The following is a 14781-nucleotide window of genomic DNA, read 5'->3' as shown; positions in this document are numbered from 1 at the left end:
TCACATCTGCATTTAAAACGGCAGTAACTATTCAGCTTGCCTCCGGCGGGTCGCTTTTTTGAAAAAAAGCTCCGCAAAAAACTTTTGTAATGCAAAAAGTGGAAATTATTTCGGCGGAGCCTGGAAAGACTTGCTTAACACCTGTTTGTCGAACCCGACTCATAAAATCGGGCAAAAGTTTGGCCCCCGGCAGGGCCGCCGGAGGCATCTCGGTTTTTATGCTGCTTTGCGCAGTTGGTCGATGCGTCGGTCTTTTGCCTCCCAGACGCCGTTGATCCAGGTCTGGAAGTGGGCGCGGAAGTCGGGATCGTTTTCGTAGGAGCCGATGATGTCGTCGGTGACCTCCATGAGCTCCACGTGGACCTTGACGGCGTCGATCTTACCGCAGAGGTATTCCCAGAAGCTCTTGGTCCCGTTGGGGTAGACGATGGTGACGTTGACGATGCCCGTCATAAGCTCGCCTATGGAACCCAGGACAAAGGCGACGCCCCCGGCCTTGGGTTTGAGCAGGTGGGTGAAGGGGGAGCTTTGCCGGGTGTGTTTGCCCGGGGTGAAGCGGGTGCCCTCCACAAAGTTGACGATGGAGACGGGGATGGTTTTGTACTTTTCGCAGGCCTTTCGGGTGACCTCGATGTCTTTTCCCTTGAGGTGGGGGTGTTTTTTGAGCTGCTCTTTGGAGTAGCGCTTCATAAAGGGAAAGTCCATGGCCCACCAGGCGAGGCCCATGATGGGGACCCAGATGAGCTCCTTTTTGAGGAAAAACTTCAGAAAGGGGATTTTGCGGTTGAGGACCCTCTGGAGGATGAGGATGTCCACCCAGCTCTGGTGGTTGCTGATGACAAGGTACCACATGTCCCTTTTGAGGCCTTCGGTTCCGGTGACTTCCAGGTCGATGTTCTGCATGAGCCTCATGTTGAAGGTGTTGACGTCGATCCAGTTTGTGGCCAGCACATCCAGGATCTTCCGGGAGGCTCGTTGCCAGAAGGAGAAGGGGATCACCAGCTTGGTGATGGCAACGGTCACCAGGGGCACAATGGTGACAATGGAGTTGAGAAAGTAAAGCAGAAAAGCGAGGACCCCCCTGATGGGGCCGGGCAGAATGGATCTCATGGTCGGTGACCTCCGTGGGGTTGTGGGCCTTGGTGACAGGCCGGTTTCGGACACCTCGTTCGCCCATGCGTGACGGGTCCGGTGATGGCGCGGACGGGCCTGTGGTGCAGGCTGACCGGCCGGGGTTCGGCAACAGGTTTATGCAAACTTTGTGCCTGGTGCGTATGTCGGTGGGATGCTTCGGAAATGCAGGGGGTTCACGATGGGGTGACGGCTGGTTTCGGGACGGAAAGGGGAATGGGGTGTGCAAACCAAGCAGGTTGGTTTGCACGATTTGTACAAAGGCGTGTCAGGTGCTGTAGCGCTGGCTCAGGGTCTCGTAGGCCAGGGCGTCGCCCCCGAAGATGTCCAGGGCGCTTCCCACGGTGAAGTCGATGGCCCCGTTGCCCAGGGTGTCGATGGTCTCGATGTCCGACAGGGAGCGGATTCCCCCTGCGTAGGTGACGGGGCGCTTCCCCCATTTCCCAAGGAGTTCCACCAGGGGCTCTTCAATGCCCGAGACCATGCCCTCCACGTCCACGCCGTGGATGAGGAACTCATGGCAGGAGTCTGCCAGGCGGTCCAGCAGGGGGAGGGTGATCACCTCATCGGTCCAGGTCTGCCAGCGGTCGGTGACGATGCGGTAGCCTTCGTCGCTGCGCCGGCAGCTCAGGTCCAGGACGAGTCGCTCTTTGCCCACGGTCTTGACCAGTTTGGCCAGGCGCTCTTCGTCGATGCGGCCGTCGTGGAAGACGTGGGAGGTGACGATGACGGCTGCAGCCCCCCGGTCAAGCCAGGAGACAGCGTTGTCGCATGTGATGCCGCCGCCCACCTGCAATCCGCCGGGCCAGGCGGCAAGGGCACCGCAGGCCGCGTCTTTGTTGCCCGGGCCCAGCTGGATGACGTGGCCGCCGGTGAGGTTGTCCTTGCGGTAGAGCTCGGCAAACCAGGAGGCGGGCCGGGTGGCGGAAAAGTTGGTGGTGGGCGACTCGTCCGAGTCTGTCAACGTGCCGCCCACGATCTGCTTGACGACCCCCTGGTGGAGGTCGATGCACGGTCTGAATTTCATGGTCTCCTGTCCCGTTGGGGTGCGATCAGTCGGCGATGTAGGTGGCGCAGGAGTTTTCAGATTCCCAGGCCGAGACACGGGAGACCTTGACCCCGTCCACGTCGATTCTGCGGTCGAGCTCTTTTGCGATGTACATGGCAATGTGCTCGGAGGAGGGGGGCGCGTCCTTGAAGATGTCCGACTCGTTCAGGTAGGTGTGATCCAGGGTATCGATCACCTCTTTCAGCTCTTTTTTGACGATGCCGAAGTCCATGAGGACCCCGCCTTTGTCCAGCTTTTCTCCCTGAACGTACACTTCCACGTGCCAGTTGTGGCCATGGAGGTTCTCACACTGTTCGCCCACCATGGTGAGGCGGTGGGCAGCGGCAAAACGGGTGGTGACTTTCAATTCAAACATGGGCTCTCCTTCGTTTAGTAGCCAGACCCCTTGAGGAGGTTCTTCAGCCTGTTGGTGAACTTTTCCGAATCGAGCTTTTCAAATTCCCGGAGGAGCTTCTCCTGCTTTTTGGAGATTTTCTTGGGGGTGGTGATCTCCACCTGGATGATCTGGTCCCCGCGCCTGCCGCCCCGCAGGGACGGAATGCCTTTGCCGGGGAAGCGGAAGGTCTCGGCGTACTGGGTCCCTGCCGGGATCTTGAGGGACTCTTCGCCTTCCAGGGTGGGGATGGTGATGGTGGCTCCAAGGGCTGCCTGGATAAAGGAGATCTCCACCAGGCAGATGATGTCGTTGCCGTTGCGCTGGAAGTGCTTGTGGGGGCGCACGGAGATGAAGACGTAGAGGTCTCCTGCGGGGCCGCCGTTGGGGCTGGCTTCCCCTTCGCTGGTGAGGCGCAGGCGGGAGTCGGTGTCGACGCCGGCCGGGATCTTCAGGGAGACGGTCTTGCTCACGGCCACCTGGCCGCGGCCGTTGCAGTCGGGGCAGGGGGTCTTGATGGTTTTGCCGCGGCCCTGGCAGGCCGGACAGGTGGAGCGCACCGTGAAAAATCCCTGGCTCTGGGTGTGCTGGCCCGTGCCCTTGCAGAGATGGCAGACCTCGGGTTCGGTGCCGGGCTTGCAGCCGTTGCCTTCACAGGTGGTGCAGGTCTGGCGCTTGTCCAGCTTGATCTCTTTTTCCGTGCCGAAGGCGGCCTCTTCAAAATCGATGGTGAGGTCGTAACGCAGGTCGGCCCCGCGCTGGACCCGGCTTCTGCCGCGTCCGCGTCCCCGGCCTCCGCCGCCCATGCCGAAGAAGTCTTCGAAGATGTCGCCGAAGCTGGAGAAGATGTCGTCAAACCCGCCGGAGCCGGAGAAGCCGTTGCCTTCAAGGCCCTGGTGGCCGTACTGGTCGTAGATCTGGCGTTTTTTGGGGTCGGTGAGGACGTCGTAGGCTTCGGCCGCCTCTTTGAATTTATCCTCGGCTTCCTTGTCCCCGGGGTTTCGGTCGGGGTGGTATTTCAGTGCCAGCTTGCGGTATTTCTTTTTCAGCTCTTCGGCACTTGCCTCGCGATCGACGTCGAGGATTTCGTAGTAGTCTCTTTTCGTCGTCATGTATATTTCCGATACGCTTCCAACAGGTTGTCACGGTTGACCAATTGTGATAATTTCGATGGCTTGGTCCTGCGATACGCCCTTTGCGGGCGCGGGGTCATCCCTTTAGGCTGCCCGGAATATGGGGCTCGGCCGTCGGCGTGGTTCCGCCACCATCAGGTGACGTTCATACAGGGCGCACCCCTCCCATGTCGGCAGAACCATGGACTAAATTAAATCAGAATTTGGTGTTGTCAATGAATAATGTAGAGCTGCCCTTCATTCGGGAGATGTTTGACGCCATTGCCCCGAAGTACGATGTGTTGAATCGGAGCCTGAGCCTGTACCAGGACGTGATCTGGAGGCGCAGGGCCATTGCCTCTCTCAAGCTTGGCAACGGACGCGGAAAAAAAATGCTCGACGTGGCCTGCGGCACCTGCGACATGGCCATCGAGGCGGTGCGAAGAACCCAGGGGCGCCTTTCCGTGGTGGCCACGGATTTCTCCTTCAACATGCTGGCTTTGGGCAAGGCCAAGGTGGCGGAAGAGCCCCACGGAAAGGCCATTACCCTGGCCCAGGGCAACGGCCTGGCCCTGCCCAGCTTTGACGATGCTTTTGACGCCGTGACCATCGCCTTCGGTATCCGCAACATCATGGACCGCAAGGGTGCCCTCACCGAGTTCCACCGCTGCCTTAAAAAGGAGGGGCGTGTGGCTGTTCTGGAGCTCACCACCCCCACCAACAAGGTCCTGAAAAGTCTTTACCTTCTCTATTTTCAGAAAATCCTTCCCGTCATCGGCGGGCTCTTTTCCAAAAACAGGGGGGCCTACACCTACCTGCCCGAGTCGGTCCTGAAGTTCCCCAGCCACGAGGAGTTCAAGGCCATCATGGCTGAGGCCGGGTTCTCGGAGGTCCACGCCCGCCCCATGACCTTCGGCATCGTGACCCTTTTCACAGGGAAAAAAGCGTAAGCCTCCGGCGGCCCTGCCGGGGGGCAAATTTTTGAAACGTCTGACAAACAGGCTTCCAGGCTCCGCCGCTGAATAGATACAAAAAATGTGCATGAATGCTTTTTTAAAGGCGGATGTGATGTGACCCGAGGAACGAGGGTCACATCCGCACCCTGCTTTCAAGGTGGCGCACCTTGCCGCCGGCGTTATTCCGGTTAACGTCAAGCGAGTCCCAAAGGTTCTTCATCGTGTTTTTAGAAGAATGAAATGGACCTCCCCTGCAAAGGCGGTTGCCAGTTGTCGCACATCACGCGAATGCCTCGATAACGCAGGCAGAGTAGTTGCCTCCATGCATTCGCCTCAGGGTTTCAAGGTGCCCCCACCTTGCCGCCGGAGGCTCTTTTTTTGAGCTGAACAGTTACCCTGTTTTTTTGGGGCATTTTTTCTTGCGATAAATCGGGCCAGGGTGTAATCTTTCCCATTGATTTAACGGGTTACACCTGCCCCAAGGCTTTTATCGGGAGGAGACAATGAGTGCAGTTGCGGCGTTGCCCTGCTACAGTGCCGGCGAGGAGCTCGCCAACAGCATTACCCACGGCGTGGGGATTCTTTTCGGGATCTCGGCGTTGTGCATCATGACCACCTTCGCCGCCCTTTACGGGGATGCCTGGCATATCGTCGGCTGCAGCGTCTTCGGGGCGGCTCTTGTTCTGCTCTATACCTTTTCCACCCTCTACCACAGCGTCACCGTTCCCCGCTTGAAATCCGTGTTTCGGGTTTTTGACCACTCCGCCATTTATCTTCTCATCGCAGGCACCTACACCCCTTTTACCCTGGTGAGCCTTCGCGGCGCCTGGGGCTGGGTTCTCTTCGGGGCCGTCTGGGGTGCAGCCCTTGTGGGCATTGTCTTGAAGATCATCTCCATCCATCGCTGGGAGGCCCTTTCCCTCGGGCTCTATGCAGGGATGGGGTGGTCGGTGGTTGTTGCGGTCAAACCGCTTCTCTCCTCGTTGCCCACGGGGGGGCTTATTTTTTTGACTCTCGGAGGTCTCGCCTATACCTTCGGCATCGTCTTCTATGCCTGGGAGAAACTCCCCTTCAACCATGCCATCTGGCACCTTTTCGTGCTGACAGGCAGCATCCTCCACTTTTTCGCCGTACTCTTCTATGTGATCCCCGTTTTCAGCTGAAAGGGGCTGATCATTTATCCGTTTTACAACCGTAACTATTCAGCTTATGCCTCCGGCGGCCCTGCCGGGGGCTAAACGTTTGCCTGATTTTATAAAGGCGGGTTTAACAAACAGGTTTTAAAAAAACTTTTTGAGTGAATTTTTACTTTAAAGGCAGATGTGATTTGACCCGAGGAACGAGGGGCAAAACACATCTGCTATCTGCTTTCAAGGTGGCACACCTTGCCGCCGGAGGCTGTTTTTTTTGAGCTGAATAGTTACTTACAACCAAACACAAAGAGCCATGGGAAGGACGTCCCATGGCTCTTTGTGTCTGGTGTGATTCTCACGGGCGAAGCCCGTCAGAAAAATGAGAAGGGCCGAAGGCCCGGAGCATGTGCGAACCTGGGGATTATCCCCTGCTCAACAGGTTCTGGGCGGTGCTGATCTCCACGAAGGAGGCGCCGTTTGCCGCACCGAAGTGACCGGCCAGGACGACAATGAGGTCCTCCTGGCTGAAGGAGCCCCTGGACAGGAGGCGGGTGAGGGCTTCGTGGAGGAACTCGTTGGTGGTTTGGTTCAGTTTCATGTAGCTCCCGAGGACCCCGAAGGAGAGGGCGAGTTCCCGCATCACCCGTTTGCTGTAGCACTGGGCGTAGATGGGGTTTTCCCCACGGTAAGCGGCCAGGCCCCTGATGGTGCGCCCGGTGAGGGTATCGGCCACGATGGCTTTGGTGGGAAGGCGAAGGGCAGCCTTCACCGCGGCCTTGGTGAGGTAGTCTGTGGTGATACTTTCCGGTGTGTAGGGGGTGTCGTTGAAGGTGCTGCGGCTCTCCTCCACCTCCAGGGCGATGCGGGCCATGGTCTGGACCGCCTCCACCGGGTACTTGCCGTTGGCGGTTTCACCGGAGAGCATGATGGCGTCGGTGCCGTCCAGGCAGGCGTTGCCAACGTCCGAGACTTCGGCCCTGGTGGGACGCGGGGCGTGAATCATGGAGTGGAGCATCTGGGTGGCGATGATGACCGGTTTTCTCTTCTCCACGCACTTTTTGACGAGGCGCTTCTGGATGAGGGGGATCCGCTCGGCCGGGATCTCGATGGCCAGGTCCCCCCTGGCGATCATGGCGCCGAAGGCGTGGTCCAGGATCTCGTCGATGTTGTCCAGCCCCTCCTGGTTTTCGATTTTGGCGATGATTTTGACGTCGCTGTCCATGGCATCGAGGATCTCCTGAACGGCCTGAACGTCCTCTTTTTTACGGACAAAGGAGTGGGCGATGAAGTCTACGTCCTGTTCTGCGGAGTACTTGACAAAGGCGATGTCTTTTTCGGTGAGGGCGGGCAGGTTGATGGTGACATCCGGGATGTTGATGCTCTTGCGCCCTTTGATGGTGCCGTCGTTTTCCACGGTGCAGTGGAGGGTGGTGTCGGTTTTGCCGGTGACGGCCAGGGCGATGTCACCGTCATCGATGAGGAGCTGGCTTCCCACGGGGACGTCTGCGGCCAGGTCGTTGTACGAAACGCAAAGAAGGCCGGGCTTTGAGGTGCCGCTTGCATCACCCCGCACGTCGATGAGGTCGCCTGCGATGACGGGCAGGCCTTCGTCCATGGCCACGGTTCGGATCTCCGGCCCCTTGGTGTCCACCATGATGGCCAGGTTTTCGGAAACGGCCCGGACGTTGTCGATGACCTTTTGGGCGTCGTCCGTGGTCATGTGGGCCGTGTTGAGGCGCACCACGTTCATCCCGGCGTCGTAGAGCTCACGTAAAAAGTCCACATCACATTTCAAGTTGGAGATCGTTGCTACGATTTTTGTCTTTTTTTGCACAGGTTACCCGCCTTGTCCGTCATCTGGGTTTTGCCGCAATCCGAGGCGTCCCGCGTCGTGCCCGCGGCATTGCCGGGGCAGGGCGAGGCTGCGGCTGCCTTGATTCCTTAGGTTACTCTACAGGAAGCGTTATCAAATGAAAACGGTTCTTTCTTCCCGGCTCCCCCAGGGATCATCCGGGTTGAGCCCGGGTCATCGGAGGGGCGCGCAGGTGGTGCTAATCCGTTGATTACCCTATGGGTAACCGCTGTTTTGTGGTAGAGTAAAAAAACAGGTATCGTTCAGACGGGTATTCCTCTTTTGCCCCTCGTGTCCCCAGGCCTTCGGCACACCCCGCCTGCACGGCAGCCCCTCCAGACACAATCCGACACCCAGGCCCCCGGCTGCAAGCGCCGCCTTTGGGGCTCAGCCTTCACTTACAACAACCCATCAGAGAGACAAGCCGATGAATGTACTGGTCGTGGATGACGAGATCCTCTCCGTGGAACTTCTGAAAGAGGCGTTGAACCGTACGGGGTATGAGGTGGCTGTGCGCGAGAACGGGAGTGAGGCCCTGGCCTACCTTCGGGACCATGGGGAGTGCCGCATTGTGATCACCGATTGGGAGATGCCGGACATGGACGGCCTGGAGTTGACCCGGCGCATCCGCCAGGACAGCATCGGGCACTATGTCTACATCATCATGGTTACCAGCCGTGGGGGCACGGCCAACGTGGTGGAGGGGCTGGAGGCCGGGGCCGACGACTTTATGTCCAAGCCCTTTCATCCCGCGGAGCTGGAGGTGAGGTTGCGCTCCGGATTGCGTCTCATGTCCCTTGAGGCGAGCAACATGACGATTTTTGCCCTGGCCAAGCTGGCCGAGTCCCGGGATCCAGAAACCGGGGCTCACCTGGAACGGGTGCGGGGGTTCTCCCGTGCCCTGGCCGTTCGCATGGGGGCCGAAGGACCGTTAAGCGGGGAGATCGACACCGCCTTTATTGAGAACATGTACCTCACCACCCCCCTGCACGATATCGGCAAGGTGGCCATACCCGATTACGTGCTCCTCAAACCCGGGCGCCTCACCGATGCGGAGTTTGAGATCATGAAACGCCACACCACCGAAGGGGCCGCCACCCTTAACTCCGTCCTCAAGGTGGCCCCCCACGCCTCTTTTCTTCGAGTCGCCCGGGATATCGCCCTGTGTCACCATGAACGCTTTGACGGCACCGGTTACCCCAGGGGCCTCAAAGGGCGGGACATCCCCCTGGCTGCACGTATCTTCAGCCTTGCCGACGTCTACGACGCCCTTATCTCCAAGCGGGTGTACAAGCCTGCCTACAGCCACGATGTGGCCAAAAACCTCATCATGGAAGGGGACGGCACCCAGTTCGACCCTTATGTGGTGGAGGCCTTCCTGGCGCTGGAAGAGACGTTCCAGGCCATCGTGAAGAGTCAGGGCCGGGGCATGTAAGCTACATGCCTTCCTCCAGGCATTTCACAAACCGTTCCACCCCCTCCTCAATGGCTGCCGCATGGTCGGCGCACGCCTTTACATCTCCTTTTTCCGCTGTGTTTTGAAGGGTTGCGGCCAGCTGTTCCAGCCGCTTGGCCGAGATGTTGGCAAAGTACCCCTTCATTTTGTGGGCCTGTGCACGGATGGGTTCGGGATCCCCTTGGGCCACGGCTTCCCTCAGGCGCTCCAGCTCCTGGGGTGTTTTTTCAAGAAAAAGGGTGATGAGTTTGTCCAGCAGCCGGGTGTTGCCCTGGATACGCAGGAGGAGATCTTCCCGGTCAAAAAGCAGGAGTTCTTCCGGGGGCTTCTCCTTTTCCCGGGGTTCCGGCAGGGACGGCTGGGCCTGGGGGCGGGGAGGGGTCAGGAGGTAGGTCTGCAGGGCGTGATACACCGCTTCGGGCAGGATGGGTTTTGGGATGTGGTCGTTCATGCCCGCCTTGAGGCATTTTTCCCGGTCCCCTTCCATGGCGTTGGCTGTCATGGCAACGATGGGGACATCGTGGCGCATGACTGCCGACTGGGGATCCCGCACCACGCGGGTGGCCTCAAATCCGTCCATCTCCGGCATCTGGAGGTCCATGAAGACGAGGTCGTAGGCGGTGGTTTCCATGGCTTTGACGGCCTGGAGACCGTTTTCCGCCACATCGGCCCGGAAACCGTAGCTCTCCAGGATGCCCAGGGCCACCTCCTGGTTGATGGGGAAGTCTTCCACCAGGAGGATCCGGTGGTTGCGCCGCGAAAGCTCGGCCATGGTGTGGCGGGTGAGAAACGGCTTCTCGGGCTGGTTCTCCACGGGGGTTCCTCCCAGGAGCGTGGCCAGGCAGTTGTAGAGTTGAGAGCGCTTGTAGGGCTTGGTGAAGTAGGCGTCGAAACCAGCGGATTTGAAGCGGCTGGCATCGCCCCGCTGCCAGAGGGTGGCCATGAAAATGAGGGAGAGCCCCTGCAGGGACCCGTGGGCCCGGATGCGCCTGCCCAGGGTTTCGCCGTCCATGTCCGGCATGTCGCTGTCGATGACGGCGATGGCATAGGGATCGCGGTGGATGGCTGAAACGAGCAGGTCAAGGGCCGCCTCTCCGCTGGGCGCTTCGTCGGTGCGGCAGTGCCAGGCCTCCAGCTGGCTTTTCAGGGCCTTTCGGCTGCTCTTGTTGTCGTCCACCAGCAGGATGCGGCAGCCGCGGATATCGGCTGCCGGGGTCATGCAGAAGCTTCCTTCGCGTGGGCAGGCGTCCAGCATCACGGTAAACCAGAAGGTGCTCCCTTTGCCCTCCTCGCTCTCCACCCCGATCTCACCACCCATGAGGGTGATGAGCTGTCTGGAGATGGAGAGCCCCAGCCCTGTACCGCCGAACCGTCGGGTGGTGGAGACGTCGGCCTGGGTAAAGGGAGAGAACAGGTTGTCGCGGGCCTCTTCGGGGATGCCGATGCCCGTATCGGAGACAGCGAACCACAGGGGGATTTTCATCCGGGAGGCCCCTTCCCGCTCGGTGCACCGGGTGACGTGGATGAGCACCTCGCCTTTAGCCGTGAACTTGATGGCGTTGCTGATGAGGTTCATCAGTACCTGCCGCAGGCGGGACGGGTCCCCGGAGAGGCGCAAGGGGACGTCGTGGTCCATGCGGAAGATGTACTCAAGGCCCTTGGACTGGGCCTTGACCGCCATGATGTCGTTGATGTTTTCCAGCATGGTCAGAAGGTCAAAGTCGATGGCCTCCAGCTCCAGCTTGCCCGACTCGATCTTCGAGAAGTCCAGGATGTCGTTGATGATTGTCAGCAGGGCATCTGCGCTTTTCTGGATGGTGTGTACCCGGTGGGTCTGCTCTTCGGACAGGGGGGTGCCCATGAGGAGCCGGGTCATGCCCATGACGCCGTTCATGGGGGTGCGGATTTCGTGGCTCATATTGGCCAGGAAGCGGCTCTTGGCCCGGTTGGCCGCTTCGGCGGCCCGGGCCAGGTCCTTGGCGTTGTGGATGGCTTCCCTTAAGTGGAAGTTGGCGGCCTCGGTGGCGGCCTTGGCGTCCTTGAGGTCCGCCACGGTCTGCCGGAGCTCTGCGGTGCGCAGGGCCACGGTCTCCTCCAGGCCCTCATGCTGTTTCAGGAGCTCGGCATCCCGGCGCTGGATCTGGCTCAGCATGTCGTTGAACCCCTCCATGAGCAGGCCGATTTCATCTTCTGTGTGCTTGACGGCTCTGACCGCGTAGTTTTTTCCCTCCGAGACTTCGCTCATCATGCCGGTGAGCTCCAGGATCGGTCCGGAGACGATAACCTGGAGGCGAGAGGAGATGGTGTAGGCGGCAAAAATGGAGAGGGCCAGGATTCCCATAGCTGCGGCCAGGTAGAAGAGGAGTCGGCGGTAGACCCGGGTGAGGTCTGCCTGCAGGGTGACGGTGCCTAGGAGCTCACCGTCGAAGCGAATCTCTTCTTTCACCTCAATGTGGGTGGCAGGAAAGGGAAGGTCGTTTAGCAGGCGGTGGGGCGGAGCGGACTCCGGGGCCTGGGAGGGCGGCGGAAGACGCCGGTACTGGGCAAAGAGGGTCCCGTCGGGTTTGTGGATGCGGGCCCGGTCCAGGCTGGGGTCCACGGAGAGCCCCTCCAGGTTTTCCCTTGCCACCTTGGTGTCGTTGAAGGTGAGGGGGGCCACGGAGTTGTATCCGATGATGCGGGCCAGCATGGAGAGGTTGTTGTGCATCTCCTGTCGAGACGTAAAGGCCTCGGTGGCCAGCAGCAGCAAGGTGGCCAGAATAAGGATGAAGCCTGAGATAAGGGTCATCAGGGCCACGAGTTTCTGCCGGAGGGGCAGGGCTTTGAAGTAGGTGAGCATGGGGTCGCCTGTATCTGTGTTAGGGCACCAGCCGGGCGAGCTTGAGCAGGCGGGAACTGATGGCGAGTCCCGCTGTCCGGGTGGTGGACAGGTTGACTTCAAAACGGATTTTGTTTTCCGTCTTGATAAAGGTGAGCATGCCCCCCCGGCTGGAGAATCCCGGGAGGCTGCTGACGGTCAGGATGGGCCGGGTCCCGATGGCCGCAAGGATCTGCTGGATGGTTTTCGGGGTTGTCTCCCCCACAAAGAGCATGTGGCAGCGTGGCAACTCCCCTAGGGTGTTGATATGGCGGATTTCCAGGGGGCGGTCCTGGACCCGTTTGTACTGGATGGTGGGCAGGGCCGAATCAATGGGGTCGTCACCGAGAACACAGAGCACGATGGGAGCCACGCTGTTGTCAAAGGCCTCTTCGGGCCAGGTCACGAACCGGGCAAAGTTCAGGAGATAAGCCGCTTTGATGCGGCTCTCCGTTGCCGGCTCCGCAGACACACGGGCAGGCCCCACGCTGAAAAGAGCGATGCAGAAGACAAGAACGGTGATGGTGAGGCGTTGCTTGCTGTTCATGACCTTGAGAAAACGTGCGGAATACCGCGAAACGGGGCCTGCCGCGTTTGGGGTTAAAAGGCCAGGGTCGCCTGGGCGTGGACGGAACGCTCCACTTCCGTGGGCGCGACCCACAAAAGGGACTCGGCGAACTCTGCGTGGCTTTCGTGGAGGAGGTTCTGCCCGGTGACGGAGAGCTCAACGCCCTTAGTCGGTTTCCAGGCGAGGCGCGCGTCGAGTTCGGTGTAGGCATCCACGCGCCCCTCCTGGATGTCGTCCATGTGACGGAGCCAGAGGTCCAGGGTCACCTTCGGTGAGAGGTCCAGGCCGGACCGCAGGGAGAACTGGACCTTGGGCGCGGCGTCGTCGGTGTCATCGGAAAAACTCCCCGCGTAGCCGGACTTGGTGTCGTAGCTGGCCTGGAAGAGGGTGCCGGAGGCCTGGAGCCGCCAGTTGGGACGGGGCGCCCAGTTGGAAGCAACCTCCAGGCCCCAGGTGTGTCCCTCCATGCCGTTGTTGATGGAGGTCTCCAGGGTGACGCGGGGCGGGTCGGCCCCCGGGTCCGGCACCGGCTCGCCGGTGAGGTAGCCGCTGAGGTCGTCGTAGCTGTTGAAAAAGAGGGCCAGGTCCAGGGAGAAGGCGGGATCCGGGGTCAGGCGGTAGCCGGCCTCTAAGGCGATGAGTTTTTCGGATTCGAAGTCCTCGTCTCCTGTGATGAGCACTTCCAGGGGAAGGGGAGAGGGATTGACCGGGGTCCCCGGAGGTACAACAGCCTGGCGGATCCGGATCTGGGTTTCGGATCGGTTGGGGGTGCGAACGGCCCGGGAGACGGCAAACCAGGTGCTGTGGATGGCATTGGGTGCCCAGAGAATCCGGGCATTGGGCTGAATCTCCGTTCCGGTGTAGTCGTTGTGTTCCAGCTTGGTACCCAGGGTGAGCTGCAGCGACGGTGTGAGGGTGATTTCATCCTGGAGAAAGGTGCTGATGAGATGGTCGGTGGTGGATGGGGAGGCCAGGGTAAAGTTGTCACTGAATTCAATGGTGTCCGAATAATAACGGTACCCAAACCCCCAGATCACTTCGTGGCCTGAAAGGGGCTGGAACCGGTGCTGAAAGTCGAGGTCGGCAAGGTCTCCTTCCCAGGAGAGGTCGTTCTCTTCTTTTTCCGAGCGGTCGTAGTAGGCCTGGAAGGTGAACTCCGAGGTGGTGGACAGGGTGCGGGTGACCCGGCTCAGCAGGTTCATGTGCTTGGAGTCGTTTTCGTTTTCGTACAAGGTTGTGTATGGCGCGGAAAGGGACGGGAGATTTGTACGCTCGTTGAATCGCCCGGAGTAAACGTCGCCCTGGAAGGTGAGGCGCATATCGGCCGTGGGGGTAAGGTCGCTGCGGAAGCCTCCCTGGAGGGTGTCCCAGGAGTCGCCGTTGCCCTCACCTTCAGGGCTGACGGACTCATCCCGGTTGGCGTAGGTGGCGTAGAGGCGGTAGTGGCCTTTGGATCCGGCCTCGCCCCCGTAGCGGGCACCGCCGCCGCTGCGTTCCAGGGTACCGACGCGGTTGGTGGCAAGGGCCCCCTGGGTTTTGTCCGATGTCTTGGTGATGATGTTGATGATGCCGTTGACGGCATTGGCTCCCCAGAGGCTGGCACCGGGGCCCCGGATCACCTCGATGCGGTCGATGTCCTCTAAAAGGGTGGTCTGGTCTTCCCAGAACACCCCGGAAAAGAGGGGGGAGTAGAGGGTGCGGCCGTCCATCTGGACGAGGAGTTTGTTGGCGAACTGGCTGTTGAACCCCCGGGCGGTGATGGCCCATTTACTTGAGGAGATGCGGGCCACCTGGATGCCCGGGACCATGCGCAGGGCATCCGGGATATTGGTGACCCCGGACCTGCGGATATCATCGGAGGTGATGACGAAGATGGCTGACGGGGCGTGGGAGAGCTTCTGGGGCTTGCGGGAGACCGAGGTGACCTCGATGTTGGCGAGCTCTTCGATGGAGAGTTCCGTAAAGTCTTCGGTGGCACCGGCCGGCAAGGCCAGGCAAAGCCCGATGGCGAGGGTCCACGCAAGGATGGCACGACAATGTGGGGGGCGTGACTTTTTCATGGGGATCTCCAGGCTGCCGATGTGGTCGGTGCACCATACGGGCGGCAGCGGGAAGGGCAATGGGCCGCGGTATGTTGACCTGCCCGGCGGAGGAGAGGAAACGGGAGACAAGTGCCGGGTAAGGGGCGTTAAATGCGCTAACTTTGTTAATATACCACGGGGACGGTCAGGCAGCAATGCGAAGGCGGTGGGAAACGGGCAGCTTCAAACGCAA

The 14781-nt window shown here is 60.1% G+C and carries 11 protein-coding genes; 3 read left to right on the top strand and 8 right to left on the bottom strand.

From position 1 onward, the window contains the following. Positions 1–216: 216 nt before the first annotated feature. The 4 genes from ACOYW0_RS10105 to dnaJ all read right to left on the bottom strand — a co-directional run bounded on the left by ACOYW0_RS10105 (position 217) and on the right by dnaJ (position 3685). Positions 217–1110 (bottom strand): acyltransferase, encoded by an 894-nt coding sequence (locus ACOYW0_RS10105; RefSeq protein WP_482418330.1) that lies wholly within the window; start codon positions 1108–1110, stop codon positions 217–219. Between the two features lie 289 nt (positions 1111–1399). After that, positions 1400–2158, bottom strand: a complete 759-nt coding sequence (hisA, locus tag ACOYW0_RS10100) for a phosphoribosylformimino-5-aminoimidazole carboxamide ribotide isomerase (RefSeq protein ID WP_482418329.1) — start codon at positions 2156–2158, stop codon at positions 1400–1402. A gap of 25 nt (positions 2159–2183) precedes the next feature. Further along, the gene (gene queD, locus ACOYW0_RS10095) at positions 2184–2555 is read right to left on the bottom strand and encodes a 6-carboxytetrahydropterin synthase QueD (RefSeq protein ID WP_482418328.1); all 372 of its coding nucleotides are present in this window, start codon (positions 2553–2555) and stop codon (positions 2184–2186) included. A 14-nt stretch (positions 2556–2569) separates the two neighbouring features. After that, positions 2570–3685 carry a molecular chaperone DnaJ gene (dnaJ, locus tag ACOYW0_RS10090; RefSeq protein ID WP_482418327.1) on the bottom strand — a complete coding sequence of 372 codons (1116 nt, stop codon included), beginning with the start codon at positions 3683–3685 and terminating at the stop codon, positions 2570–2572. 236 nt (positions 3686–3921) lie between these two features. Between dnaJ and ubiE the strand changes: the two genes are divergently transcribed. Both ubiE and trhA read left to right on the top strand, forming a co-directional pair. Beyond that, on the top strand, positions 3922–4635 hold the full coding sequence (ubiE, locus tag ACOYW0_RS10085) for a bifunctional demethylmenaquinone methyltransferase/2-methoxy-6-polyprenyl-1,4-benzoquinol methylase UbiE (protein WP_482418326.1): 714 nt from the start codon (positions 3922–3924) through the stop codon (positions 4633–4635). A 509-nt stretch (positions 4636–5144) separates the two neighbouring features. Next, positions 5145–5804, top strand: coding sequence for a PAQR family membrane homeostasis protein TrhA (gene trhA / locus ACOYW0_RS10080; RefSeq protein ID WP_482418325.1), 660 nt, complete (start codon positions 5145–5147; stop codon positions 5802–5804). 391 nt (positions 5805–6195) lie between these two features. On the opposite strand, the gene pyk is transcribed toward trhA, so the two are convergent. Next, positions 6196–7608, bottom strand: a complete 1413-nt coding sequence (pyk, locus tag ACOYW0_RS10075) for a pyruvate kinase (protein ID WP_482418324.1) — start codon at positions 7606–7608, stop codon at positions 6196–6198. A 445-nt stretch (positions 7609–8053) separates the two neighbouring features. Between pyk and ACOYW0_RS10070 the strand changes: the two genes are divergently transcribed. Then, on the top strand, positions 8054–9061 hold the full coding sequence (locus ACOYW0_RS10070) for a response regulator (protein ID WP_482418323.1): 1008 nt from the start codon (positions 8054–8056) through the stop codon (positions 9059–9061). Between the two features lies 1 nt (position 9062). Here the strand turns inward: ACOYW0_RS10070 and ACOYW0_RS10065 are convergent, their stop codons facing one another. From ACOYW0_RS10065 to ACOYW0_RS10055, 3 genes are read right to left on the bottom strand one after another with little or no spacing between them, the layout of a single operon-like run. Continuing rightward, the gene (locus ACOYW0_RS10065; RefSeq protein ID WP_482418322.1) at positions 9063–11921 is read right to left on the bottom strand and encodes a response regulator; all 2859 of its coding nucleotides are present in this window, start codon (positions 11919–11921) and stop codon (positions 9063–9065) included. Positions 11922–11940: 19 nt separating this feature from the next. After that, on the bottom strand, positions 11941–12486 hold the full coding sequence (locus ACOYW0_RS10060) for a TOL_0243 family YfiR-like periplasmic protein (RefSeq protein ID WP_482418321.1): 546 nt from the start codon (positions 12484–12486) through the stop codon (positions 11941–11943). 53 nt (positions 12487–12539) lie between these two features. Next, positions 12540–14567, bottom strand: a complete 2028-nt coding sequence (locus ACOYW0_RS10055; RefSeq protein ID WP_482418320.1) for a TOL_0244 family TonB-dependent receptor — start codon at positions 14565–14567, stop codon at positions 12540–12542. Positions 14568–14781 lie beyond the last annotated feature (214 nt).

The organism is Desulfoluna sp. HI9BLuna (assembly GCF_056829775.1).
Note: the sequence above shows the minus strand (reverse complement) of the source record. Positions and strands in the feature narration are given on the sequence as shown.